This window comes from Achromobacter insolitus, assembly GCF_002209555.1.
Taxonomy (GTDB): domain Bacteria; phylum Pseudomonadota; class Gammaproteobacteria; order Burkholderiales; family Burkholderiaceae_B; genus Achromobacter; species Achromobacter insolitus.
Genome location: NZ_NJIF01000003.1, coordinates 805,832 through 829,244, shown reverse-complemented (window position 1 = coordinate 829,244; position 23,413 = coordinate 805,832). Strand labels below are relative to the sequence as shown.

Genomic DNA, 23,413 nt, shown 5'->3' with positions numbered 1-23,413 from the left:
CCGTTAATGGAGTATCCAGGTATATCAGTTGCGGTTAAATACGGGGCATTGTCAGCATGAATATGTATAAATTGGCGCTGGGCGGGCTGAACGCCGCTCAGGCAGGGCTGGCCACCACCAGCCACAATATCAACAATGCCACCACGGTCGGTTACAACCGCCAGCGCGTCATGGTTTCCACGGCTGGCGCTCAGGCTACCAGCAACGGCTACATTGGTCGTGGCGTGCAGGTCGACACGGTCGTGCGCAGCTACGACAGTTTCCTGTACAAGCAACTGGTCGGTGCGCAAGGCAGCGGCGCTCAACTCCAGACGCAGTACGACCAGGTTTCGGCGATCAACAACCTGTTCGCGGATCGCACGGTGGGCATTGCCCCGGGCCTGACCAACTTCTTCACCAGCATGAATGCGGTGGCTAGCAAACCCGCCGACCCCGCAGCGCGCCAGGATCTGCTGGGCAAGGCCAACAGCCTTGCTACCCAGATTCGCTCCGCCTACACGGAAATGCAGAATCAGCGCATTGGCCTGAACACGCAGATCACCACGACGGTTGAGCAGGTCAACAGCTACCTGTCCCGGATCGACGACCTGAATCAGCAGATCTCGCTGGCAACGGGCAAGGCGGGTGGCAGCCCCCCGAACGATTTGCTTGATCAGCGCGACCAGGCGGTCATGGAGCTGAACCAGCTGGTAGGCATCACCACCTACGAGCAGGGCGACAAGATCAATATTTCGCTCGCCAACGGCGGCCAGGCGCTGCTGTCGGGCAATACCATCTATCCGCTGCAGGCAGTTGCGTCCGCCAAGGATGCTGGCCGCACGGCCATTGCCTATACGCTGCCCGCGGGTTCGGGCAAGACGGTCGCGGTGGAATTGAATGACGCGGAAGTCACTGGAGGTTCGCTAGGTGGCCTGTTGCAGTTCCGCTCCTCGTCGCTGGACGTGATGCAAAGCCAATTGGGCCAGATGGCCGTCGGTCTGGCGCTGTCTTTCAACGAGCAGCACAAGCAAGGCCTGGACCAGAACGGCAATCCGGGCACCGATTTCTTCGGCATCGGGTCGCCTCAAGGCGTGCCCAATGCCCAGAACAAGAGCAACGCGACGCTCACAGGCGAGTTCACGAACCTGAACAATATCAATGCCAAAGAATACGAAGTCTCGTTCGATGGCACGAACTACCGCGTGCTGCGCATGCCCGAAGGTTCTCAGGTCTACAACGGTCCGGCCACCGGGACGCCGGGTACCCTGAATCTTGATAGCGAAATGGGCGTGACCCTGACCATCAGCGCGCCGCCCCAGGCCGGCGATAAGTGGTCGCTGGCGCCCACACGTGATGCCGCGCGCGACCTGACCGTGTTGATCAGTGATCCATACAAGGTTGCGGCGGCCGATTTGGAAGGCGGAGACGCCAACGGCAAGAACGCGCTCAAGCTGGCGCAGCTGCAGAACAGCAAGGTGCTGGGCAACGGCACGATGAGCGTGAACGACATGTTCGGGCAGGTAGTAAATACGGTAGGCGTTCAGACGCAGCAACTCAAGTCCGCGGCCACCGCGCAGGCCAATCTGATCACGCAGAAGCTGGCAGCCCAGCAGGCCGTTTCGGGCGTCAATCTGAACGAAGAGTACGTCAGCTTGTCGCTGTACCAAGAACAGTACCAGGCCAGCGCCCGCATCATTGATGTGGCCAGCACCATGTTCGACACGCTGCTGGGCCTGCGCGGCTGATCGGATTATTGAATCGTGACCAATAAAGAAAATATCGGAGCTTCACCATGCGCCTGAGCACCTCGATGATGTACTCGAACGGCCTGAAAGGCGTTCTCTCTCAGGAATCCGACATGAACCGCCTGGTCGAACAGGTCGGCAGCGGGCGCAAGAACCTAAGCCCGGCGGATGATCCTTTAGCGGCGGCGCTTGCCATCGGAGTGGCGCAAACGCAGAGCATGAATTCCACGTATGGCATGAACCGTCAAACTGCCAATACGAATTTGGGCCAGGAAAGCAATACGCTCACCGCGGTGACGAATGCCTTGCAGGAAGCGCGCACGCGCATCATCCAAGCTGGCAGCACCTTGTCGGATAGCGACCGCCGCACGTTATCAACGGCGTTAAAGAGTACTCGCGACGCTCTGTTGGGCTTGGCGAATACGACTGACGGCAACGGCCAGTATTTGTTTTCAGGTAATGATGGCAGCATGATGCCATATTCCAAGAACGCGGCTGGCCAGATTACTTACAGCGGTTCGGTCGGTGAACGCACTATTCAGGTCGATCAAAGCCGGCAGATGTCCACAAGCGATCTGGGGGTGGACATTTTTGGACGTGCCAATCCGGGCTCGCAAGCGTATGTCGCATCCGCGTCCAACATGAATACTGGCTCGGCGGAGTTCGGCGCTGTTTCGGTGACCCCGGGAACAGGTGGTGCCGGAAAGACGTTCGAAGTGAAGTACGAGGCCGATGCTGTGACGGGAGCTATGGGCTACCGAGTCACGACGACGAATCCTGACGGGAGCAGCACAGTCGTTCCGCCACCGCCGCAGGCCGCCACGCTTTATGCCGATGGGGCGGTGATTGATTTCGGCGGGGTTTCGGTAGCGGTTAAGGGCATTCCTAATGCAGGGGACTCGATCACGGTCGAGAGCGTACAGTCGGCCAACATGGACGTGTTCGCTACGCTGGACAGCATTATTTCCGCACTGGATGCGCCCAATGATGGCGACCCTGTGGCGATGGCAAGGCTGAACAACGCGTTGGCCACCGCGAACAAAAAGTTCGCCAACAACTACGACAACGTGCTCACGGTGCAGGCGTCGGTTGGTGCTCGCATGAACGAATTGGACGCGCTGGACGCGACCGGCACACAAAAGGGTTTGTCCTATGCTAAGTCGCTGTCTGACCTGGAAGATTTGGACTACTTCCAGGGCGCCAGCCAGCTTGCGCTGCGCCAGGTTGCGTTGCAAGCGGCTTCGGCAGCTTTCATGACCATTCAGGGATCGAGTCTTTTCAGCCGTAAGTAGTCGTTCGGTAAGTTCAAAAACGCGCCATTGGGTGCGGATAGTTGCACCGTTGCGGACGCTGCTGGCCAGGAGCCGGGGCGTCCGTGTGTGCGTGCAGGGTAGGAAATAGTCGTTTCATATCGCTTAACGTTCAGGTATTCCATGCTTGTCAACTTGAAAGTCCGCACCTGTCTAGTCTTGGTGTTGCTGCTCTTTACGGGCGCCATGTTCATATCCAATGGTGTTGCATGGATGGGGCTGAACTCGAGCAATGAAAAGCTGGAACGGGTCAACGATGCCTACTCCACGCAAGCATCGCAGTTGAACCGCGCCTATATCCTGTTCCTGCGTGGCCGCTTGCTATTGGCGACGTCCCTGATGGACCTACAGCAAGGAAAGACCGAACAGGCGACCTCGCAGGCCAAACGCGCTGAAGGCTTGATGCAGGAAGGCGCCAAGGCCCTGGACGCATACCGCAAAGCTCCGCGTCTGGAAGGGTCCGAGGCGTTGAACCAAAGGCTGGAAGGCGCCTACAAACAGTTCGACGACGTAGTCAGGCGTCAGGCAGCGGCCTTGTCGACCATGGCCGTGCAGGAATACCTGGATCTGAACGATGCTGGCAGCGCTGCAAATACGGCGCTGCGTGAGGCCGTAGGCGGCGTGCTCGCGCACATAGATTCCAGCACTGACGAACTGGTCGTGCAGGCCGAAGCGGCCCACGGCGTTTCACGCACCGTCACCATCGTGATGCTGGCGATCACCCTGGCCCTGGCGCTCGGGTGCTGGCTTTTCATCAGCCGGACCGTGCTGCGGCCGCTGCGTGAAGCGGGGGATCACTTTGAGAAAATTGCCGGTGGCGATTTCACCGGTCGCATCGAGGTACGTAGCACCAACGAAATCGGTCAATTGTTTGGCGCGATCAAACGCATGCAGGAAAGCCTGACTCGCACTGTGGCGCTGGTGCGCCGTGGCGTGGACGAGATCAATGTGGGCTCGCGCGAGATATCCGCAGGCAACACCGATTTGTCCAGCCGCACCGAGCAGCAGGCTGCTTCGTTGGAAGAAACCGCGGCGTCGATGGAGCAGTTGGCCTCGACGGTGAAGCAGAATGCCGACAACGCCCGCCAGGCCAACCAGTTGGCGGCCAGCGCGTCGGATGTGGCCGAGCGCGGTGGTTCGGCGGTGTCGGAAGTGGTGAGCACCATGCAGGAAATATCTGCCAGCTCGCGCAAGATTTCCGAGATCGTGTCGGTCATCGATGGCATTGCCTTCCAGACCAACATCCTGGCGCTCAATGCCGCGGTGGAAGCGGCGCGCGCGGGCGAGCAGGGCAAGGGCTTTGCAGTGGTGGCGGGCGAGGTCCGTTCGCTGGCGCAGCGCAGCGCCCAGGCGGCCAAGGAAATCAAGGGGCTGATCGAGGACTCCGTCACCAAGGTAGGCGCGGGTTCACAGCAGGTGGAACGCGCCGGGTCGACCATGCAGGAGATCGTGGCATCGGTGAAGCGCGTGACGGACATCATGGGCGAGATTTCGGCCGCGTCCGAGGAGCAGTCCAGCGGCATCGACCAGGTCAACCGTGCCGTGTCCCAGATGGACGAGGTAACCCAGCAGAACGCGGCGCTCGTGGAAGAAGCAGCTGCCGCAGCCGGTTCCCTGCAGGAGCAGGCGCAACGCCTGGCGGAGGCTGTCTCCGTATTCAAGATCAATGCGGGCGAAGTCATCGAGGTTTCGGCGCAGCAACTGGCGGCTCAACGCAGCGCACCGCGTATGCCGGCCCCGTCTGCCACGGCGGCTGGCCAAGCGTCAGCCGAAGCCGCGAAGCCGGAATCGCCGAAGCCGGCGGAATCCGTTGCACAGGCAGCGCCGGCGCCACGCCTGACGCAAGTTGCCCGACCCAAACCCGCGGCGGCAGCGGCGACCACGGTTCGTCCGCTACGCCGGCCGGCCAGCCGACCCGCTCGCGCCACGGACGCCGCACCTGCGGCACCGCCGGCGAGCCGACGGCCACCGCCGTCGGACGACGATTGGGAGTCTTTCTGACGGCGTGATCCGTCAGCGCAGCACAGCAGTAAAGCTACCCCTATTTACGGCTTGGCCACATGAATGCCGCCAGGACGACTACCGGAAAAAATAGAAATGTTTAGCAATCTGAAGGTGCGCACGGGCTTGATGCTCGCTCAGTTGGCTGTGGCGCTGGCGGCGCTTGTCGCCATCGTCCTCGGGTGGAACAGCATGCGGTCCAATGCCGAGGCGATCAACGCTTTGGACACTCTGAGCGTCCAGCAGGCCACCCTGATCAAGGACGCGTATACGCAGATGCTGCGCGCCACCATACGCGCTGACATTGCCGCTGCGCAACGCGCCACTGGTGACGCCAGCGGCGCCAGCGAGAACACGCGCACGGTGCAGCAACTGGTTGCCGACGCCAAGAAGAAGATGGAAACCTTCAAGGCCATTCCGAAGACCACGGCGCTGGGCAAGACCACGGAAGGCGACCTTATTTCGTCTTTCAACGGCTTTGCCGATGCGCTGCAAGCCATGATGTCCGCGCTGGACAAGGGCGATTCGGCTGCCTACCTGGACCTGAAGAACACGCGGGCCGGTGCCGCAAGCGGTGCATTTTCCAAACAACTGACCGAGTTCGCACAGGGTATTACCTCTTATAGCGAAGAGATGGTGTCGTCTGCCCGCTCGCAGGCGGCCACAATGGCGGTCGTGTATGCCGTGCTGGCGGTGGTGATCGTCGCGGTGTGGCTGGCAGCGTTCCTGTTCATGAATCGCGTGGTCCTGCGTCCCTTGCGCGCGGTCAGCGAGAGTTTCGACAAGATTGCCGGCGGCGACCTGACCGTCCGTGTCGAGGTGAGCTCCACCAACGAAATCGGCACGCTGATGGCGGCGGTCAAACGCATGCAGGAAAGCCTGACGCGCACCGTATCGGCGGTGCGTCGCGGCGTGGACGAAATCAACGTGGGCTCGCGCGAGATCTCTGCGGGCAACACGGATTTGTCCAGCCGCACGGAAGAGCAAGCGGCTTCGCTGGAAGAGACGGCGGCATCGATGGAGCAGTTGGCCTCGACGGTGAAGCAGAATGCCGACAACGCCCGCCAAGCCAATCAATTGGCGGCCAGCGCGTCGGACGTGGCCGAGCGTGGCGGTTCGGCAGTGTCCGAAGTGGTCGATACGATGCAGGAGATATCGGCCAGCTCGCGCAAGATTTCCGAGATTGTCTCGGTCATCGATGGCATTGCGTTCCAGACCAACATCCTCGCGCTGAATGCCGCGGTGGAAGCGGCGCGCGCGGGTGAGCAGGGCAAGGGCTTTGCGGTCGTGGCGGGCGAAGTTCGCTCGCTGGCGCAGCGCAGCGCGCAGGCGGCCAAGGAAATCAAGGGCCTGATCGAGGACTCCGTTGCCAAGGTCGGGGCGGGCTCGCAGCAGGTCGAGCGTGCCGGGGCCACCATGCAGGAGATCGTGGCATCGGTGAAGCGCGTGACGGACATCATGGGCGAGATTTCGGCTGCGTCCGAGGAGCAGTCCAGCGGCATCGATCAGGTCAACCGCGCCGTGTCGCAGATGGACGAGGTAACACAGCAGAACGCAGCGCTGGTGGAAGAGGCGGCTGCCGCTGCAGGTTCCCTGCAGGAACAGGCGGAACGCCTGGCCGAAGCGGTGGCGGTGTTCAAGATCAACGCGGGCGAAGTGATCGAAGTCCCCGCACATCAACTTGCTGGCCGGCGCCCCGCGCCGCGCGTGGCCGCTCCGATGGCTCCGGCGACGCCTGCCGCGCAGCCGGAAGCGCCCTCTGCGGATGCAAAGGCCGCGCCCGCCGTACGTTTGACGCACTCCACGCGCGCCAAGCCGGCATCGGCCGAAGGCGCGACGGCCGCAAGGCCGCTGCGCCGTCCCGCGATGCGTGCCGTGGCCACGCCGGAGATCAAGCCTGCCGCGGCATCCAGCCGCAGGGCTGCGCCCTCGGATGACGATTGGGAATCTTTCTGACACCGGCCTGGCCGGTAAATGGGTAGGGTATGCGAGGTTATATACATCTTCTGGCTGCGGCCGCGATTGCGGTGCTTTTGGCCGCCTGCGCGGCGGCGGGGCACAACTTCGACCCGGACAAGCTGTCGACGCTGACTCCGGGGCAGACGACGCTGGAAGAGGCTTCGCGCGCGCTCACCGCGCCGCCCGACAAACTCTATAAGCAGACCGACGGCACGACCCTCGCGCTCTGGGCCTACAAAATCACATTCGTCGCCGACGGCTTGTACAGCCGCAAGGAAGCGCTGTTGCAGTTCGGCCAGGACGGCCGTCTGCTGCGCCTCGTCGATAGCACCAATATCTTGCTGGAACCCTGGGAACGCCAGAAGCTGCTGGGACCCGCGCCTGCTCCTGACATGCGTCAGGAGTGGGTGCCGCCCGCAGCGGCGCCCGAGGTGCAGACCATCTACATTCCGGGTCCGGGTGAACCGACCGGGTTGCAGCCTCAGGGCAAGTAAGGCCCTGTAGTCCAGCGGGGAGCATCGCGGCGCGCGCCGCGATGTACGTCGCCCGGAGTGCATGCTCTGTGTAACAAGGCATGTCCACCGGGTGGTTTTTCATTTGGTCAAAGTAGTTCCTGAGGGATGGGGAAATAATATGGAAGCGAGTCTCGAATCCGGTGCGAAATCCGGCAAGGTCGGCAAGAAGAAGGCCGCGCGCGCGCCCAAGGTAAAGCGCAAGCTGCGGTTGCGCGATGCCCGCGTCGGCACGATGCTGCTGTGGGTCATGGCGTTTTTTGCGGTATTGATCGCGGCGGTTGGCGGCCTGGCCGCATATTTCCTGCAGAGCAATTATGAGTCGATCCGCGAGGTCAATGCGCTGACCGAGCGTTCCAAGCAGGTCGAGGTGATCAATAGCGACATGCTGCGCGCGCGCGTTGCGTTGATGGTTGCGGCGCGCCACCTGCAGGAATCCGGCTGGGGCAGCGGGGAGAACTCGGCCCGGGATGCGGCCGCGGCACTGAAAGGGGCAACCGACCTGCTGACCGGGGTGCGTAGCCGCTTCGCCGATTTCCAGAAGAACATGCTGCAGGACGACACGGGTCGCCAGCTGTCGATGAACCTGGTGCGCCGCTATCGCTCTTACATCGATGATGGCGTGGATACCATGGTCGAGGCGTTGCGCAGCGAAGACTATTCCACCTTCTACATGGTGAACAACGAGTACGGCACGCCGCGAAGCGCCGCATTCATCGAAGCGATTAGTGAGTTCGGCAAGTACATCGGCGATCAACAGCAAGCCACGATTGACGAAGCTGAAGCCAATTTCAACCTCGCCATGGTGGCGGTGGGCGTCGCTGTCGGCCTGGCGGTGCTGTTGATGATTCTTGCCCGTCTGGTGTTTGGTCGTCTGGTGGTGCGCCCCTTGGTAGAGGCTGGCCAGCATTTCGACAAGATTGCCGCCGGAGACCTGACCAGCCGCGTTGAAGTGCGTTCGCACAACGAAATCGGTCAGCTCTTTGCCGCTCTCAAGCGCATGCAGGAGAGCCTGACGCGCACCGTATCGGCGGTGCGTCGCGGCGTGGACGAGATCACCGTCGGTTCGAGCGAGATTTCCGCAGGCAATACGGACCTGTCCAGCCGTACCGAAGAGCAGGCCGCCTCGTTGGAAGAAACCGCGGCGTCGATGGAAGAGCTGGCTTCCACGGTGAAGCAGAATGCCGACAATGCCCGCCAGGCCAATCAACTGGCCGCAAGCGCTTCGGACGTGGCGGAGCGTGGCGGCTCGGCAGTGTCGGAAGTGGTAAGCACGATGCAAGGCATTTCCGCCAGCTCGCGCAAGATTTCCGAGATCGTGTCGGTCATCGATGGCATTGCCTTCCAGACCAACATCCTGGCGCTCAATGCCGCAGTGGAAGCGGCGCGCGCGGGCGAGCAGGGCAAGGGCTTTGCGGTGGTGGCGGGCGAGGTCCGTTCGCTGGCACAGCGCAGCGCCCAGGCGGCCAAGGAAATCAAGGGGCTGATCGAGGATTCCGTCACCAAGGTAGGCGCGGGTTCGCAACAGGTCGAGCGCGCTGGCGCAACCATGCAGGAAATCGTGGCCTCGGTGAAGCGGGTGACGGACATCATGGGTGAGATCTCGGCCGCGTCCGAGGAGCAGTCCAGCGGTATTGATCAGGTCAACCGTGCCGTGTCGCAGATGGATGAAGTGACGCAGCAGAACGCGGCGCTGGTGGAAGAGGCGGCCGCGGCTGCTGGTTCCCTGCAGGAGCAGGCGCAGCGGCTGGCCGAAGCGGTGGCCGTGTTCAAGATCAACGCGGGCGAAGTCATCGAAGTCCCCGCGCATCAGTTGTCCGGTTACGCCGCGCCCACGCTGACGCAGGCATAACGCCGCAAGCTGAGACCTGCCATGGGACCGCGGCCGCGCCTATGCGCGGCCGCGGCCCTGCGCTTTGCGGCGCCACGCGTGCCACGATCGTGCGCACGTTAAGTTTTCGAAAATGTGGTCGTTAAAAACAATAACGTCTGAAAAAGGGCGGTGAACAGTGTTCGAAGGCGGGAGAGGCCACGCGGCCCTCGGCGTCCGATGAACCTGGCGGGGGAACACGTCTAAGCGGGGCGTCAGATCCGGTTTGCTCGTCGACATTCGTTCGCTGCTCGAAATGCTGTAGCCGGAGGCAAGCTGTGCGCGTCAACCTACCCGTCCATAATGTAGAAACCAAGCTGCGCGAGGATCAGTACCTGATTTCGCGTACCGATACCAAGGGCCGGATCGTCTATGCGAATCCGGCTTTCGTCGAGGTCAGCGGCTTTTCCCGTGAAGAACTCATCGGCAAGCCGCACAATATCGTGCGCCATCCCGACATGCCGCCCGAGGCCTACGAAGACCTCTGGGAGACGCTGCAGGCCGGCGAATCGTGGCTGGGGTTGGTAAAAAACCGGCGCAAGGACGGCGGATTTTATTGGGTGCTGGCCAATGCGACCCCGATCGTCGAGAACGGCGAGGTCGTAGCCTACTCTTCGGTGCGGGTGCGTCCCTCGGAAGAGCAGATCGAAATGGCGGAGGAGCTGTACGCGCGCATACGCGAGGGTAAGGCCCGGGGCGTGCGTATCCAACGCGGCCGTCCCGTGCGCGCCGGCTGGCGCCGCTGCCTTGATGCGCTGGCGTTTCCTTTCCGGCGCACCGTTCGCAGCCGTATGTTGCGGCAAGCACTGCTATCGTCCGCGATCATGGCTGGCGCGGGCGTTTATGGCCTGAGGGCAAATTGGGCAGACCTGAGCACCGTGGGCGCGAGCGTCGGCTGCGCGGCGATCGCACTGGGCATTCTCGCCATCTTCGGCTCGGGTTGGCGCCTGTCCCGTTCGTTGCTGGATCCCATGGTGGATGCCGCCAACATGGCGCGCCAGGTCGCTGCCGGGAACCTGACCACTCAGATCGTGGCGGATTCGGACGATGAAATCGGGAGCCTGAAGTTCTCGCTGGAAGTCATGCGCAAGAGCCTGATCGGCATCGCGCAGGACGTGTATCGGGGCATCGAAGGCACGACTCATGCCGCAGCGCATATTGCGCGTGGCAATCAGGAACTGGCGGGCCGCACAGAAGGCCAGGCGGCATCGCTGCAACAGACTGCGGCCAGTATGGAGCAGTTGACCTCTACGGTGCGGCAGAACGCGGACAATGCGCGTCAGGCCAACCAGTTGGCCGCCAGCAGCATGGACGTGGCCCGCCGGGGCGGTGTCGCTGTGGGTCAGGTGGTAAACACCATGCACGGCATTTCCGACAGTTCGCGCAAAATTGCCGACATCGTAAGCATCATCGAAGGCATCGCTTTCCAGACCAATATTCTCGCCCTCAATGCCGCGGTCGAGGCCGCCCGGGCCGGGGAATCCGGCAAGGGCTTTGCGGTGGTGGCGGGCGAGGTGCGCAGCCTGGCGCAGAAGAGCGCCCAGGCGGCCAAGGAGATCAAGGGCTTGATCGAGGACTCCGTGGAGCGTGTCACCGAAGGGTCCCAACAGGCCGAGCAAGCCGGCGCCACGATGCAGGATATCGTCGCCGCGGTACACCGCGTGACCGACATCATCGGCGAGATCTCCCAGGCGTCGCAGGAGCAGTCCAGCGGTATCGAGCAGGTGGATACGGCGGTGTCGCAGATGGACGTAATGACGGTGCAGAACACCGCACTGGTCCAGGATCTTGGTGGTGCCGTGATGCAGCTGGGCAATCAATCCAGCGCCTTGCGCGAGACTATCCGCGTTTTCCGCCTTACCGGACAGCAGTAACAACGGATTGATGCGCGGCGATGTCAGGCACCCTCGGGGTGCCTGCGTTGCTTTGGGGCCGGTGCCCTGGACTTACTTTCCCGCCAGGGCGTCCGCGACGCGGCTCATGGCGGTAAGGCCTGACTCGAACAGCGATTCCAGGAAGGGGCCGGAATGAGGCAGCACGACGGCCAGAATCGTGACGCCCACGATGAGTGTCACCGGAAAGCCGATAGAGAACACGGAAAGCTGCTGTGCCGCACGGTTAAGGATGCCCATGGCCAGGTTGATCGTGAGCAGCGCGCATATCAGCGGCAGCGCCAGCAGCAAACCCGATACGAAGACGGTCTTGCCCCATTCCACCACCACGCCCCAACCGTTCTGATGCAGTTGGATCATTGCAACGGGCAGCGTGTCGAACGAGCGGACCAGCGCGGCAAGCACCAGCAGATGGCCGTCCAATGCCAGAAAAGTCAGCATTGCGATGATATTGAACAGACGGGACAGCACCGCGGTATTGGCGCCCGAGCTGGGGTCGAAGAACGAGGCGAACGACAGGCCCATCTGCAGGCCCACGAATTCGCCGGCGGTCTGGACGGCGGCGAAGACCAAACGCATTGTGAAGCCCATTGCGATGCCGATGAGCACCTGCTGCATTACCATCCACAAGCCGGCAAATGATCCGGGCGCGATCGGGGGGACCGGGTCCAGCGCGGGGCTGATGGCTACCGCCAGGACAAAGGAAAGGCCGACCTTGACCTTGACTGGAATCAGCGATTCGGAAAAGAGCGGCGCCGTGGCCACCAGCGCCAGGATGCGCACGAACGGCCAGAGAAACTGGCCGATCCAGCCGTTGAGCTGTTCGAGCGTAAAGGCGATCATGGGGGAGGGCCCAGCGTCCGGCGGCGGCCGCCGCTCAGGACACCAGCATGGGGATCTGGCCGATCAGCTGCCGGATGTAGTCGACCATGATGCCGATGAGCCAGGGGCCGAGCAGCACCAGCACGCCGCACATGGCCAGCAGCTTCGGAATGAACGACAGCGTCATTTCGTTGATCTGCGTGGCGGCCTGAAAAATACTGATGACCAAGCCTACCACCAACGTGATGAGCAACAGCGGCCCGGCCATCGCCAGGACGATCTTCATCGCCTGGTAGGTCATGGTCATGACGGTTTCGGCGGTCATGGCGATTCTCCTCCAGGAATTATTGGTAGAAGCTCTGGGCCAGCGAGCCCATAAGCAGATTCCAGCCATCGGCCAGCACGAAAAGCATGAGCTTGAAGGGCAAGGCCACCGTCACCGGCGGGACCATCATCATGCCCAACGCCATCAGCACGCTGGCGACCACCAGGTCGATGATGAGGAAGGGGATGAAAATGGTGAAGCCGATCTGGAAAGCGGTTTTGAGTTCGCTGGTGATGAAGGCCGGCACCAGGATGCGCAGCGGCACCTGGGAGGGGTCTTCCAGAGCCGGCTGTTTGGCCAGGTTGGCGAACAGTGACAGATCGTTCTCGCGCGTCTGGTGCAGCATGAAGGTGCGCAGAGGCCCCGCGGCGCGTTCCACTGCGGTTTCGAACTGGATGGTGCCTTCGGACAGCGGCTTGTAGGCGTCGGCGTAGATCTTGTCGAACACCGGCGACATCGTATAGAAGGTCAGGAACAGCGCCAGGCCGATCAGCACGTGATTGGGCGGCGACATGGCCGTTCCCATGGCGTTGCGCAGTAGGCCGAGCACGATGATGATGCGGGTGAAGCCGGTCATCATCAGCAACGCGGCGGGCAGGAACGACAGCGACGTCATCAGCAGCAGGGTCTGCATGCTGAGCGAATAGGTTTCGGAGCCGTTTGGACCGGGTGTCGCGGTCAGGGCTGGCAAGGTGGCCTGGGCGACGACACCTGCGGGGAACAAGGCCAGCCCCAGCAGGGCAGCGGCGCCGAGCAGGCGCAGCGCGCCGGACCGGGCGCGGACGGGTGTCGTGCTTGTGGGCAAACTCATGGGTGTCGCTTGGAGGGCGCTGCGCCGCTAGCGGCGCTTGAGCGCCTGGCCCAGCTTGGCCGCGAAGGCGGCGGCGGGCAAGGTCGAAGCCTCCGGCAGTTGGCCGGCGGGCAGGGTATGCAGAGTGTTGAGCTGGTTCGGGCTGACGCCCACCACCAGCCAGGTGTTTTCGACTTCCACCACGACGATGCTCTGGCGCGGGCCAATAGGCAGGCTGGCCACCTGCCGCAGCAGATGACCGCCGCCGCGTTGCGTCAGCCCCGCGCGGCGAGCCAGCCAGGCCGCGGCCAGAATGGCAGCCAGGACCAGGACCAGGCCAACGATGACGCGCAGTAGGGCGGACTCGTTCATGGCGCTTGCATCAGCGGCGGTTGTTCAAGCGGTTGATCCGCTCGGAAGGCGTGATGATGTCCGTCAGACGGATGCCATACTTGTCTTCCACGACCACGACCTCGCCCTGCGCGATCAGGTAGCCGTTGACGAAAATGTCCATCGGCTCACCCGCCAGACCGTCGAGTTCGACCACGGAACCTTGGCCCAGCTGGAGCAGGTTCTTGATGGTCAGGCGGGTGCGGCCCAGTTCAACCGTCAACTGGACGGGCACGTCCATGATCAGGTCGATGTCGGCGCCGGCTCCGCCTGCCGTGCCAGCCAGGGGCTTGAACACGGACTGGGCCGCAGGTTGGGCGGCGGGGGCGGCGGATGGGGCAGGCGCTGGCGCGGGAGCGGCGGGCTCGGCGGCGGGAGCGGCCGCGGCTGTCTGCTCAGCCATGGCGGCGGCCCAGTCATCCTGGGGTTTCAGGCCATCGGCCTGGGTGGGCGGATTGGCGCGGGATTGTTCGGCGAGCGCGTCGGCCCAGTCGTCGGCCGGGGACGAGCCGGTACCAGGCTCGTTCTTGTCAGTCATGGTCAGAGGCCTCGTTGGATTCTGTATCGTGGGTAAACATGTTCTGTACGCGCAGGGCGTACTGGCCGTTGAAGACGCCGTAGCCGCACTCCATCAGCGGCACGCCGTCCACACTGGCAATTATGGTTTCGGGTACGGTCACGGGCAGGACGTCGCCCACCTTCAGGCGCATCAGCTCGCGGATGGAAGAAGGAATGCGGGCAAACTCCGCAACCACGTCGATGTCGGCGCTGCGGACCTGGCGGGAGAGCTGCTGCGCCCAGCGCTGGTCCACCTCTTCAAGCGTGGTCTCTTGCAGCGGACGCGTCAGCAGGTCGCGCACCGGCTCGATCATGGAGTAGGGCAGGCAGATATTCAGGTCGCCGCCGGTCGCGCCGAACTCGATGTGGAAGGAGGTGACGACCACTACTTCATTGTTGCCGGTGATACTGGCGAACTTGGTGTGCATCTCCGAGCGCACGTACTCGAATTCGATCGGATAGACGGGGTCCCAGGATTTGCCGTAGCTTTCCAGGGTCAGATTCAGCAGGCGCCGGATGATGCGCTGCTCGGTCGTGGTGAAGTCGCGGCCCTCGACGCGCGTATGGTAACGGCCATCGCCACCGAACAGGCTGTCGATGACCAGGAACACCAGGTTCGGGTCATAGGTGAAGAGGGCCGTGCCGCGCAAGGGCTTCATCTGAATCATGTTCAGATTGCTCGGCACCGGCAGGTTGCGTTCGAAGTCCGCGTACTTCTGGATCTTGATCGAGCCCACCGTGATGTCGGCGCTGCGGCGCATGAAATTCAAGAGCACGTTGCGCATGTGGCGCGCGAAACGCTCGTTGATCAGCTCCAGCGTCTGCATGCGGCGCCGCACGACCCGGTCCGGAGAACTCAGGTCGTAGGCGCGGGCGCCGGCGTTCTGGTCCGCGGCTGCTGCTTTGCTGTCGCTTTCGCCGGTGACGCCCGCCAACAGCGCATCAACCTCGTCCTGCGAAAGAAATGCCTCGTAGGCCATGCTTATTGCACCACGAACGCCGTGTACAGTACGTCGGTGACATACTGGCCGTCCGGCAGGGGCGCGAACGGGCGATTGACGGCCTGCTTGATGGCGGCGGCCATTTCGGTCTTGCCCTGTTGCGTCTGCACGCCGGTAGGCGACTGCGAAGACAGAACCATCAGGATCCGGCTGCGCACTTCAGGCATGTACTTTTCAAGACGCGTGCGGGTTTGCTCGTCGCTGACGCGCAGCGTCAGGCCCACGTGCATGATCCGCTCGGTATCCGGGTTCTGCAAAGTGACGGTAAAGGGCTCGATCGGTACGAAGATGGGGGCAGGCACGGCTACCGGGCCAGCAGGAGGCGCGACGAATGTGGTGGGAGTTGCTTGAGGGCCTTGTCCCGCCTGGTCGGGTTGTCCAGGCACCCCAGGCTGGCCCGCTTGGCCGGGCGGTACTTGGCCGACGCCGAGTTGCACGGGCGCGCCGCCTTGCTGCGGCTGCATGCGTTGGGTAATGAACCAGGTTGCGCCGGCGCTGGCCGCGGCAACGATGAGCAGGACCAGGATCGCCAGCAAGGGACGAAGAATGCGGCCCATGCCGGAGCGGTTGGAGGCTGCGCGCGCAGGCATGGGTGAAGGTTTGGAAGTCGCCATCTCGGTGTCGATGCGTGTTTTGCCGCTGATGAAAACGGGTTCTTAGTGGATGAAAGCATTCTGCCCCAAATGCCGCCCCCGCTTGGAGGCGAAAAACAGGGCGAAAGCCGCGTATCTCAAGCTATTGCTGCACCGCCCGCAGCCGTGGCCGCGGACAATGCGCATGTTTGTCAGGCGAAGGTGTCCACCAGTGCATTGGCGTTGCGCGCAACCGCCACGGTGGCGGGTGCTTCGGCGACGTTGTCGGCGCCTGCCTGACCTCCGCCGGCATGGCGCTGCGATCCGCCGCCATGCTGTTGTGCGAATTCCTGCTGGGCGGCCTGCTCGCCCACACTGGTCTGGCCCAGGGAAATGCCGGCCTGGGCCAGCGCCTGTTGCAGCTGCGGGATCGCGGTTTCAATCGCCTGGCGTACCGAGGCGTGGGCGGACACAAAGGAGGCGCTGGCCACGCCGTCCGAGAGATTCAGGCTGACTCGCAACGGGCCCAGGTCTGGCGGGTCCAGGCGCAGTTCGGCGGTTTGCATGCCTTGACGCGCGCCGTGGCTCATCATTACGACCTGCTGACCGAGTTCGGTACCCCAATGCGTTCCGCCAACAGGGGTGGCGACCTGCAGAACCACCGGCACGACAGGCGCGGCGATGGCAGCCTGGTTTGCCGCGGGAACGGAGACCGCGCGCTGGCCGGCAGCGGCCAGCGCCTGGGCCAGATTGTCTTGGACGGAGCCGCCATGTTGCTGCGCCTGGAATTGTTGTTCGGCGTTGGTCAGGGCGTGGGCGGTCGCCTCGTCGGCATGCTCAGGCAAGGCGGGCTGGCCCGATTCTGCCCGCGCATCGTGTGCGGGGCGGGGAAGTGCGGCTTCGGCGGTGAGGCGCGGCGTTGCGGTCTTGGCAGGGGCAGCGGGGGCCTGAGCCGGCGCTTGTGCGGGCGCGGTGTTGCCAGGCTTGGCAGCCGCGGTAATGACCGGCACGGCAATTTCCGCGTCGCGGGCAGCAAGCGCAGCGGCTGCTTCGGCCTGTGGCGCGGTCACGGCGCCGGCTCCTGCTGTCTGCGCACCGGAGGCTGCGGGAGCAAGGTCCGCAGCGTTCAGTGCGGTGGTCAGGACAGCGGCTCCGCTGCTCATCGCGGCTGCGGCAGCCGCGGCGTTGCCACGCGCTATCTGAACCTGTTCGGCGGCCTGGGCGGCAATTTCCAGGGCTTGCTGCGGCAAGGCGGCATTGGGCTGCGCGGCTGCGACAGCCAGGGCGCCGGCTTCTGCTTGTGCGGCGCTTTTCACGGCCTCGTCGATGCCGTTTGCCGCAGCGCCTTCGGCGCGGGCGGCGGGCTCGCCGGCATTCTTGCCGCCGGCAGGCGTCTTGGCGCCGTTCTTGGCCGGCCTCGAGTCGGCGGCCGGGCCGGGGCGCTGCTGCGCAGGACGTTGTTGGGCCAGCACGTCGGAGAAGGCGGGGCCTTTCTTGCTCGCGGATGAGGACTTGGCGCCGAGCGCATCGGTGATCGACGACGGCGCCGCGGGCGCGATCGAAGGCAAGGGCAGGGGAGCGTTCATCTGGGGCTTCCTGTGAGGTATTGCTTAGTGCATGCCGGTCTGGCGCTGGACCAGACGGGCGGAATATTCGTCGTTGGCGCGCTGTTCGCGACGGGACTCCACAACGGCCTGGGCGCGCAGTTCGCGCTGCGCCAGGGCGTCGTAGGAGTTGAGTTTGCGCTTCTCCTGTTGCCAGTAGAGGCGGCCTTTCGCGAGGTTGTCGTCCGCCTGGCGCAACACGCCTTGTTGCTGGCTGATGGCGTCGTCCAGCGTGCTGATGAAGCGCTGGTAGTTATGGCAGTCGCTGGCCGACATGCCGGTAGTCATCGCCTGCTGCAGCCGTTCCAGGTAGTCCTGGCGGTAGTCGTGCAGCATGGACAACTGGCGCTCGGCATTGGTGCGTTCGGCGCTGAGCCTGCCAAGCAGGCGCGCTGCCTCGTCGGTGCTCTCCTTGGCCAGGTTGATCAGCATGTCCAACGGCAATTGGCTAGGCATATGCATCCCTCAATTCAAAACTGGCGCGCAGCTGGCTGACGGCGGCTTCATAGCCGACGTTCTCGCCGATGTCCTGTTGCAGGAAGGCTTCCAGGCGCGGATAGCGGGCGATGGCATCGTCCAGCTGCGGGTCATTGCCCGCTGCGTAGGCGCCCACGGCGATCAGGTCACGGTTGCGCTGGTATCGCGACAGGCTTTGCTTGAAGCGGCGCACCACGGCAAACTGTTCCGGCGTGATCAGCGAGGTCATTGCCCGCGAGATCGATGCCTCGATGTCGATGGCGGGGTAATGGCCCGCTTCGGCCAAGTGGCGCGACAGAACGACGTGGCCGTCCAGGATGGCGCGCGCCGAGTCGGCGATGGGATCCTGCTGGTCATCGCCTTCGGCCAGCACGGTGTAGAACGCGGTGATGGAGCCCGCCTTGCCGGAAGGCCCGGGCGCGCCCATGCCGGCGCGCTCGACCAGGGTGGGCAGCTTGGCGAAGACCGATGGCGGATAGCCTTTGGTCGCGGGTGGCTCGCCGATCGCCAACGCGATTTCACGTTGCGCCATGGCGTAGCGGGTAAGCGAGTCCATGATGAGCAGCACGTCCAGGCCCTGGTCGCGGAAGTGCTCGGCGAGTCGCGTCGCGTAGGCGGCGCCTTGCAAGCGCAGCAGCGCGGAGACGTCGGCGGGCGCGGCTACCACGACCGAGCGCCCCAGACCCTCGGGGCCGAGGTTATGCTCTATGAATTCCTTGACTTCCCGGCCGCGTTCGCCGATGAGGCCGACGACGATGACGTCGGCCTTGGTATAGCGGGCCATCATGCCCAGCAGCACGCTCTTGCCCACGCCGGAACCGGCGAACAGGCCCATGCGCTGGCCGCGGCCGACGGTCAACAGGCCGTTGATGGCGCGCACGCCCGTGTCCAGCACCGTATCGATGGGCGCGCGAGACAGGGGATTGATCGGCTGGGCGGACAGGGGAGCGAGTTCGGCGCCCGTGAGCGGGCCCAATCCGTCCAGTGGGCGTCCGGCGCCATCCAGCACCCGGCCCAACAAGGCATTGCCCACCGGCAGGTGGCGGCCCAGCTGCGGTTTGGCGTTGCCGTTCAATTCGGCTTTGCGCGGCAGCGGAATCTGGCGTTGGACGGGCGGTTCGCCAGGTACGACGCGAGCGCCGGGCGGCAGGCCTGAGATATCGGCCTGGGGCATCAGATAGAGCGTATGGCCGTCGAAGCCCACGACTTCGGCATCCGCCCAATGATCATGGCCGCGTGCGATCTCGATGCGGGCCGCAGCGCCCACGGGCAGGCGCAGGCCGGTGGCATGCAGCACGAGGCCGGTTGCGCGGGTGATCTTGCCGCTGACCAACCAGGGATCGGTGGACGCCGCGCGGATCGAACCGATCTGCAACTGCGTCTGCCAACGGTCGATGACCGGAACGGCGGCAGCGTTTGCGGTTGCCTGGCCGAGCAGGGTGGAAGCCGGATTGGCGCTCACACCGGCTCCTCCCAGGAGACGTTGCGTCCCAGCGAAGCCGCTACCCGGCGCCAGCGTGTCTGCAAGGTGGCGTCGATGTCACCGAAAGGTGTTTCGGCGCGGCAGCCGCCACGTGCGATGGACTCGTCTGCGAGGACGCGCCAATGGCCTTCCTTGAGTTCGTCCGCCAGATGCAGGCGGATGAGTTCGATGTCCGCGGGATTTGCCCACAGGCGCATCTGGCCGCCAGCGGTCGGATTGATGTGCAGGACTTCGCGCACGGCGCTGACTACCGTGTCAGGCTGTTCGGCGAGGGTGGTACGCACGACTTGCTGGGCGATGTCCAGAGCCAGCGTGAGCAGGCCCTGACCAATTTTTTCCTCGAGCGACGCGAGCGACGTGGCGCAAGCCTCGACCAGCGCATGGAGGTGCTGTGCTTCCGCCGCGCCCTGTTCCCGGGCCTGGGCCAAACCTTCCGCATAGCCTTGCTCGCGCCCCGCGGCGAGGCCGGCTTCGTAGCCCGCCTGCTGGCCGGCTTCCAGGCCGGCGGCATGGCCCAGCGCGTGACCTTCCTCGCGGCCTTCGGCAAGCGCCTGCGCACGCAGCTGGGCCAAGACCACCTCGGGGTCCGGACCCGGGTCGGGTTCGGGCTCGGGTTCCACCTCGACGGGCGCGGGCTCGTCGAACGACAGCATCTGCCAGCGCCGCCAGGCGGCGCTGCGCGAGATGAGCGTCGTGGCCCCGCTGTCCATCTCAGACATACGTGTCGTCCCCCTGGTTGCCCAGGACGATCTGGCCGCTTTCCGCCAGACGGCGGGCGATCTGCAGGATCTTCTTCTGCTCGGTCTCGACCTTCGACATGCGGATGGGACCTTGCGCATCCAGGTCTTCGCGCAGCATTTCGGCGGCACGGCTGGACATGTTGCGCAGGAACTTGGCGCGCAGCTCTTCCGGAGCGCCCTTGAGCGCGACCATGAGCGTGTCGTTGTCGATTTCCTTGAGGATGAGCTGAATGGCGCGATCCTCGACGTCCAGCAGGTTGTCGAACACGAACATCTCGTCGATGATCTTCTGCGCCAGATCGTTGTCGCGTTCGCGCAGGCTGGCGACGACGGTCTCTTCCTGGGCGGAGTTCATCATGTTCAGGATCTCCGCCGCCGTGCGCACGCCGCCCATCTTGCTGCGCTTGGCGCCCTGGCCGGCCAGGACCGAATTCAGCACCTCGGTGAGTTCGGACAGCGCCGCAGGCTGCACGCCGCCGAAGGTGGCGATGCGCAGCATTACGTCGTTGCGCAGGCGATCCGTCAGGAGCGCCAGCACGCCGGCAGCGCGGTCGCGCTCCAGATGAACCAGGATGGTGGCGATGATCTGCGGATGTTCGTCGCCGATCAGTTCGGCGACGGTGTTCGGATCCAGCCAGTTCAGCGCGTCGATGCCGCTGCCGCCTTCGCCGGCTTCCAGGATGTCTTCGATCAGGCCTGCTGCGCGGTCGCTGCCCAGGGCCTTGGTCAGCACCGTGCGGATGTAGTCGTCCGAGCCTAGCGTGACGGCCATGAACTGGTCGGCTTCCTGGCGGAATTCTTCCAGTACCACGGCCACGTCGCTGCGCGTGACCTGTTTCAGGCTGGCCATGGCGGCGCCTACCTGCTGGACTTCACGCGCGCTGAGGTACTTGAAGACCTCGGCCGCGGCGTCCTCGCCCAGCGACATCATCAAGACGGCGCTGCGCGTCATGCCGTCCAGCGGAGTGGAATCATTTTTCATCTTTGCTCATCCAAGTGCGCAGAACCATGGCGACGGCGCGCGGATCCTTGCTGGCCATCGTGCGGGCGCGTTCCAGGTTGTCCTGGTAGCGATCCACTTCCTTGGCGCGGGCCGCGTCCTGGGCCTCGCGTGCGGCCTCCAGACGTTCGGCTTCAGCCTGTTCGGGGTCAACCGGCGGGTAGAGGTAGTCGCCAACCGTGCGGCGCAGCATGCGATACAGCCACAGCGCCAGCACGCCACCGACCAGCCAGGCCAGGATCGTCTTGAACAGCGAGATCATTTCCGGATCGCGCCACATCGGCACCGGCGGCGGACCATCGTTGAACTGACTGTTGACCAGGTTCAGCGAATCGCCGCGGGTTTCGGAGTAACCCATGGCTTCACGGACCAGATTGGTCAGTTTGTTCAGCTCTTCAGGCGGCAGGGGTTGCAGTTCGCCGTCCTTGTCGCGGATGTAGTTCACGACCACGGCCACCGACAGGCGCTTGAGGTTACCCACCGGTTGCTTGATGTGGCTGATCGTGCGGTCCACCTCGTAGTTGGTGGTGGCGTCGCGGCGTTCATTCAGATTGGCGGTGACAGCCTGCGTACCCGTCTGCTGTTGGGTGTTGGCCGGCTGTTGCGGCTGGCCGGGACGGGGCGGTTGCGGTTGCGGCGGATTGGCGATGGGCGCCTGGGGATTGGCGGGCGCCTGGTTGGACAGCGCGCCGGGCACGCCTTGGGCGGGATTGACGCCGCGCTGGGTCGAATCGCTGGTCTGCTGGCTGCGCACCGCGGCCTGGCCAGGTTCCTGGTTCGGGCGGTAGACCTCGGACGTTTCTTCGCGGCGGGCGAAGTCGACGTCGGCGCTGGCCTGGGCGTGCACGTTGCCCGGGCCCACCAGCGGGTTGAGGATCGTAAGAATGCGTTCAACGGTGCGCTGTTCCATTTCGCGCACGAACCGCATCTGGTCGGCATCCATGCCGCGACCTTCACCGAGCGGCGCCGACAGCAGACGGCCGTTCTGGTCGACGATGGAGACGTTCTCGGCGGTGAGTTCGGGGACGCTTGAGGCCACCAGCCACGAAATGGCCGAGACCTGCGCGTCGCTCAGGCTGCGGCCCGGGTGCATGTTGAGCAGCACCGACGCGGTGGGCGCTTGGCGTTCGCGCACGAACAGCGACTGGCGCGGCATGGCCAAGTGCACGCGGGCATGCTGCACGGTATGCATGGCTTCGATCGAACGCGCCAGTTCACCTTCCAGGCCGCGCTGGTAATTGATCTGTTCCGTGAACTGGCTGGCGCCGAAGCGTGCGTTGTCCATCAGCTCGAAGCCGACGGAGCCGCCGCGCGGCAATCCCTGGGACGCCAGCTGCAGGCGGGCGTCGTAGACGCGGTCGGCCGGAACCAGCAAGGCAGTGCCGTTCTCGTTGTAGCGGTAGGGGACGTTCATCGTTCCCAGAGCCGCCACGATGGCGCCGCCGTCGCGATCGTCCAGATTGGAGAACAACACCTTGTACTTGGGTTCGCTGCTCCACATCGCCACGGCGACGATGACTGCGACGAGCGCCGCCGCCGCGCCCAGCAGGACGGGCTTGGGCAGCGCGCGTACCTTCTCCAGCACGGGGAATTTCGTCAGCAGCGACGAACTCAGGGTAGCCTGCTGGTTCATTGGCGGCCCCCGCTGGCCACGCGGAGCTGGAAATGGGACTTCATGTCTGGGTAGGGCAGATTACACATGCAACGTGCTTCTGGTCTGGGGAGAGCGTGGATTATTGCCCCTGAGACGTCCATCCCAATCGTTGAAAACAGCCGGTTTTTGGCGTTACTTATCTCCTATGTCCCCAACAAGGAGCGCGTGGCGTCCGCCCCCGCGGAAAGATGGGCCGCGCATTCAAGGAAATGTCGGGTTTTTTGGCGGTTCTTGTCGGCTATGGCCCGGCCGCATTGGAGTTACGCTGTGTCCAACATTGGCGTAATCCCATCAGTAAGGAATCAGGTAATGGCTGTATCAGGCTTGTCCGGCATCGAAAGCATGCTTCAGCAAATGCGCGCGGTAGTAAGCAAGGCGGAGACGGGTAACCTCGCCGCGGGGGAAATGGTCGGTCAACCCGACGGCTTTGCCGCGGAGCTGCAGCGTTCCATTCGCCGCGTGACCGCTGCCCAGAACGCCGCCACCGCGCAGGCCAAAGCCTTCGAGCTTGGCGCACCGGATATTTCCCTCAACGATGTCATGATCGACATGCAGAAGGCCAGTATCGGCTTCCAGACCGCGGTGCAGGTGCGCAACAAGCTGGTTGCGGCCTACAAGGAAATCTCCTCGATGGCCGTCTGACGCAGGTTTCATGGCTTGCGTCTTTCCCCATGAGCGGAAGCGCAAGCCAGTTCAGGCCGAGCGCGTTCGACGCGCGGCCGCTCGATA

The 23,413-nt window shown here is 63.9% G+C and carries 21 protein-coding genes; 8 read left to right on the top strand and 13 right to left on the bottom strand.

Annotated elements, in window-relative coordinates; genetic code table 11:
• The first annotated feature begins 56 nt into the window (after positions 1 to 56).
• From flgK to CEY08_RS13990, 7 genes are all read left to right on the top strand, one after another.
• A complete protein-coding gene (gene flgK, locus CEY08_RS14020) occupies positions 57 to 1,724 on the top strand; it encodes a flagellar hook-associated protein FlgK (protein ID WP_063959824.1) in 1,668 nt (555 codons plus the stop codon).
• Positions 1,725 to 1,771: 47 nt separating this feature from the next.
• The gene (gene flgL, locus CEY08_RS14015; protein WP_076813048.1) at positions 1,772 to 3,016 is read left to right on the top strand and encodes a flagellar hook-associated protein FlgL; all 1,245 of its coding nucleotides are present in this window, start codon (positions 1,772 to 1,774) and stop codon (positions 3,014 to 3,016) included.
• 141 nt (positions 3,017 to 3,157) lie between these two features.
• Positions 3,158 to 5,035, top strand: coding sequence for a methyl-accepting chemotaxis protein (locus tag CEY08_RS14010; RefSeq protein ID WP_076813051.1), 1,878 nt, complete (start codon positions 3,158 to 3,160; stop codon positions 5,033 to 5,035).
• Between the two features lie 96 nt (positions 5,036 to 5,131).
• Positions 5,132 to 6,991 (top strand): methyl-accepting chemotaxis protein, encoded by a 1,860-nt coding sequence (locus CEY08_RS14005; protein ID WP_076813055.1) that lies wholly within the window; start codon positions 5,132 to 5,134, stop codon positions 6,989 to 6,991.
• A gap of 29 nt (positions 6,992 to 7,020) precedes the next feature.
• The gene (locus CEY08_RS14000) at positions 7,021 to 7,488 is read left to right on the top strand and encodes a hypothetical protein (RefSeq protein WP_076813059.1); all 468 of its coding nucleotides are present in this window, start codon (positions 7,021 to 7,023) and stop codon (positions 7,486 to 7,488) included.
• A 139-nt stretch (positions 7,489 to 7,627) separates the two neighbouring features.
• Entirely contained in the window at positions 7,628 to 9,358 is a 1,731-nt protein-coding gene (locus tag CEY08_RS13995; RefSeq protein WP_042793291.1) for a methyl-accepting chemotaxis protein, read from the top strand.
• A gap of 296 nt (positions 9,359 to 9,654) precedes the next feature.
• Positions 9,655 to 11,250, top strand: coding sequence for a methyl-accepting chemotaxis protein (locus tag CEY08_RS13990; RefSeq protein ID WP_063640872.1), 1,596 nt, complete (start codon positions 9,655 to 9,657; stop codon positions 11,248 to 11,250).
• Between the two features lie 72 nt (positions 11,251 to 11,322).
• Here the strand turns inward: CEY08_RS13990 and fliR are convergent, their stop codons facing one another.
• The 13 genes from fliR to fliF all read right to left on the bottom strand — a co-directional run bounded on the left by fliR (position 11,323) and on the right by fliF (position 22,663).
• Positions 11,323 to 12,111, bottom strand: coding sequence for a flagellar biosynthetic protein FliR (fliR, locus tag CEY08_RS13985; protein ID WP_063640870.1), 789 nt, complete (start codon positions 12,109 to 12,111; stop codon positions 11,323 to 11,325).
• Positions 12,112 to 12,145: 34 nt separating this feature from the next.
• The gene (gene fliQ, locus CEY08_RS13980) at positions 12,146 to 12,415 is read right to left on the bottom strand and encodes a flagellar biosynthesis protein FliQ (protein ID WP_042793294.1); all 270 of its coding nucleotides are present in this window, start codon (positions 12,413 to 12,415) and stop codon (positions 12,146 to 12,148) included.
• 19 nt (positions 12,416 to 12,434) lie between these two features.
• The gene (gene fliP / locus CEY08_RS13975; RefSeq protein WP_063640868.1) at positions 12,435 to 13,226 is read right to left on the bottom strand and encodes a flagellar type III secretion system pore protein FliP; all 792 of its coding nucleotides are present in this window, start codon (positions 13,224 to 13,226) and stop codon (positions 12,435 to 12,437) included.
• A 27-nt stretch (positions 13,227 to 13,253) separates the two neighbouring features.
• A complete protein-coding gene (fliO, locus tag CEY08_RS13970) occupies positions 13,254 to 13,577 on the bottom strand; it encodes a flagellar biosynthetic protein FliO (RefSeq protein WP_042793295.1) in 324 nt (107 codons plus the stop codon).
• 10 nt (positions 13,578 to 13,587) lie between these two features.
• Complete coding sequence (fliN, locus tag CEY08_RS13965; RefSeq protein ID WP_042793296.1) at positions 13,588 to 14,133, bottom strand: flagellar motor switch protein FliN; 546 nt, start codon at positions 14,131 to 14,133, stop codon at positions 13,588 to 13,590.
• Positions 14,126 to 15,133, bottom strand: coding sequence for a flagellar motor switch protein FliM (gene fliM / locus CEY08_RS13960; RefSeq protein ID WP_063640865.1), 1,008 nt, complete (start codon positions 15,131 to 15,133; stop codon positions 14,126 to 14,128). The genes fliN and fliM overlap by 8 nt, the downstream gene beginning before the upstream one ends.
• A gap of 2 nt (positions 15,134 to 15,135) precedes the next feature.
• On the bottom strand, positions 15,136 to 15,768 hold the full coding sequence (locus CEY08_RS13955; RefSeq protein WP_076813062.1) for a flagellar basal body-associated FliL family protein: 633 nt from the start codon (positions 15,766 to 15,768) through the stop codon (positions 15,136 to 15,138).
• A gap of 170 nt (positions 15,769 to 15,938) precedes the next feature.
• Positions 15,939 to 17,312: a flagellar hook-length control protein FliK gene (locus CEY08_RS13950; protein ID WP_076813065.1), complete on the bottom strand. Its 1,374-nt coding sequence runs from the start codon at positions 17,310 to 17,312 to the stop codon at positions 15,939 to 15,941.
• A gap of 24 nt (positions 17,313 to 17,336) precedes the next feature.
• A complete protein-coding gene (gene fliJ / locus CEY08_RS13945) occupies positions 17,337 to 17,786 on the bottom strand; it encodes a flagellar export protein FliJ (RefSeq protein WP_063640930.1) in 450 nt (149 codons plus the stop codon).
• Positions 17,779 to 19,269 (bottom strand): flagellar protein export ATPase FliI, encoded by a 1,491-nt coding sequence (gene fliI, locus CEY08_RS13940; RefSeq protein WP_076813069.1) that lies wholly within the window; start codon positions 19,267 to 19,269, stop codon positions 17,779 to 17,781. Before fliI ends, fliJ begins: the two co-directional genes overlap by 8 nt.
• On the bottom strand, positions 19,266 to 20,009 hold the full coding sequence (fliH, locus tag CEY08_RS13935) for a flagellar assembly protein FliH (protein ID WP_076813072.1): 744 nt from the start codon (positions 20,007 to 20,009) through the stop codon (positions 19,266 to 19,268). The genes fliI and fliH overlap by 4 nt, the downstream gene beginning before the upstream one ends.
• Entirely contained in the window at positions 20,002 to 21,012 is a 1,011-nt protein-coding gene (fliG, locus tag CEY08_RS13930) for a flagellar motor switch protein FliG (protein WP_042793301.1), read from the bottom strand. The genes fliH and fliG overlap by 8 nt, the downstream gene beginning before the upstream one ends.
• Entirely contained in the window at positions 21,002 to 22,663 is a 1,662-nt protein-coding gene (fliF, locus tag CEY08_RS13925) for a flagellar basal-body MS-ring/collar protein FliF (RefSeq protein WP_063640855.1), read from the bottom strand. The genes fliG and fliF overlap by 11 nt, the downstream gene beginning before the upstream one ends.
• 330 nt (positions 22,664 to 22,993) lie before the next feature.
• Between fliF and fliE the strand changes: the two genes are divergently transcribed.
• Entirely contained in the window at positions 22,994 to 23,326 is a 333-nt protein-coding gene (gene fliE, locus CEY08_RS13920) for a flagellar hook-basal body complex protein FliE (protein ID WP_063640853.1), read from the top strand.
• Positions 23,327 to 23,413 lie beyond the last annotated feature (87 nt).

Coding starts and splice junctions, on each gene's coding strand:
- flgK (WP_063959824.1), top strand. CDS start 57: ATGAATATGTATAAATTGGCGCTGGGCGGGCTGAACGCCGCTCAGGCA.
- flgL (WP_076813048.1), top strand. CDS start 1,772: ATGCGCCTGAGCACCTCGATGATGTACTCGAACGGCCTGAAAGGCGTT.
- CEY08_RS14010 (WP_076813051.1), top strand. CDS start 3,158: ATGCTTGTCAACTTGAAAGTCCGCACCTGTCTAGTCTTGGTGTTGCTG.
- CEY08_RS14005 (WP_076813055.1), top strand. CDS start 5,132: ATGTTTAGCAATCTGAAGGTGCGCACGGGCTTGATGCTCGCTCAGTTG.
- CEY08_RS14000 (WP_076813059.1), top strand. CDS start 7,021: ATGCGAGGTTATATACATCTTCTGGCTGCGGCCGCGATTGCGGTGCTT.
- CEY08_RS13995 (WP_042793291.1), top strand. CDS start 7,628: ATGGAAGCGAGTCTCGAATCCGGTGCGAAATCCGGCAAGGTCGGCAAG.
- fliR (WP_063640870.1), bottom strand. CDS start 12,111: ATGATCGCCTTTACGCTCGAACAGCTCAACGGCTGGATCGGCCAGTTT.
- fliQ (WP_042793294.1), bottom strand. CDS start 12,415: ATGACCGCCGAAACCGTCATGACCATGACCTACCAGGCGATGAAGATC.
- fliP (WP_063640868.1), bottom strand. CDS start 13,226: ATGAGTTTGCCCACAAGCACGACACCCGTCCGCGCCCGGTCCGGCGCG.
- fliO (WP_042793295.1), bottom strand. CDS start 13,577: ATGAACGAGTCCGCCCTACTGCGCGTCATCGTTGGCCTGGTCCTGGTC.
- fliN (WP_042793296.1), bottom strand. CDS start 14,133: ATGACTGACAAGAACGAGCCTGGTACCGGCTCGTCCCCGGCCGACGAC.
- fliM (WP_063640865.1), bottom strand. CDS start 15,133: ATGGCCTACGAGGCATTTCTTTCGCAGGACGAGGTTGATGCGCTGTTG.
- CEY08_RS13955 (WP_076813062.1), bottom strand. CDS start 15,768: ATGGCGACTTCCAAACCTTCACCCATGCCTGCGCGCGCAGCCTCCAAC.
- CEY08_RS13950 (WP_076813065.1), bottom strand. CDS start 17,312: ATGAACGCTCCCCTGCCCTTGCCTTCGATCGCGCCCGCGGCGCCGTCG.
- fliJ (WP_063640930.1), bottom strand. CDS start 17,786: ATGCCTAGCCAATTGCCGTTGGACATGCTGATCAACCTGGCCAAGGAG.
- fliH (WP_076813072.1), bottom strand. CDS start 20,009: ATGTCTGAGATGGACAGCGGGGCCACGACGCTCATCTCGCGCAGCGCC.
- fliG (WP_042793301.1), bottom strand. CDS start 21,012: ATGAAAAATGATTCCACTCCGCTGGACGGCATGACGCGCAGCGCCGTC.
- fliF (WP_063640855.1), bottom strand. CDS start 22,663: ATGAACCAGCAGGCTACCCTGAGTTCGTCGCTGCTGACGAAATTCCCC.
- fliE (WP_063640853.1), top strand. CDS start 22,994: ATGGCTGTATCAGGCTTGTCCGGCATCGAAAGCATGCTTCAGCAAATG.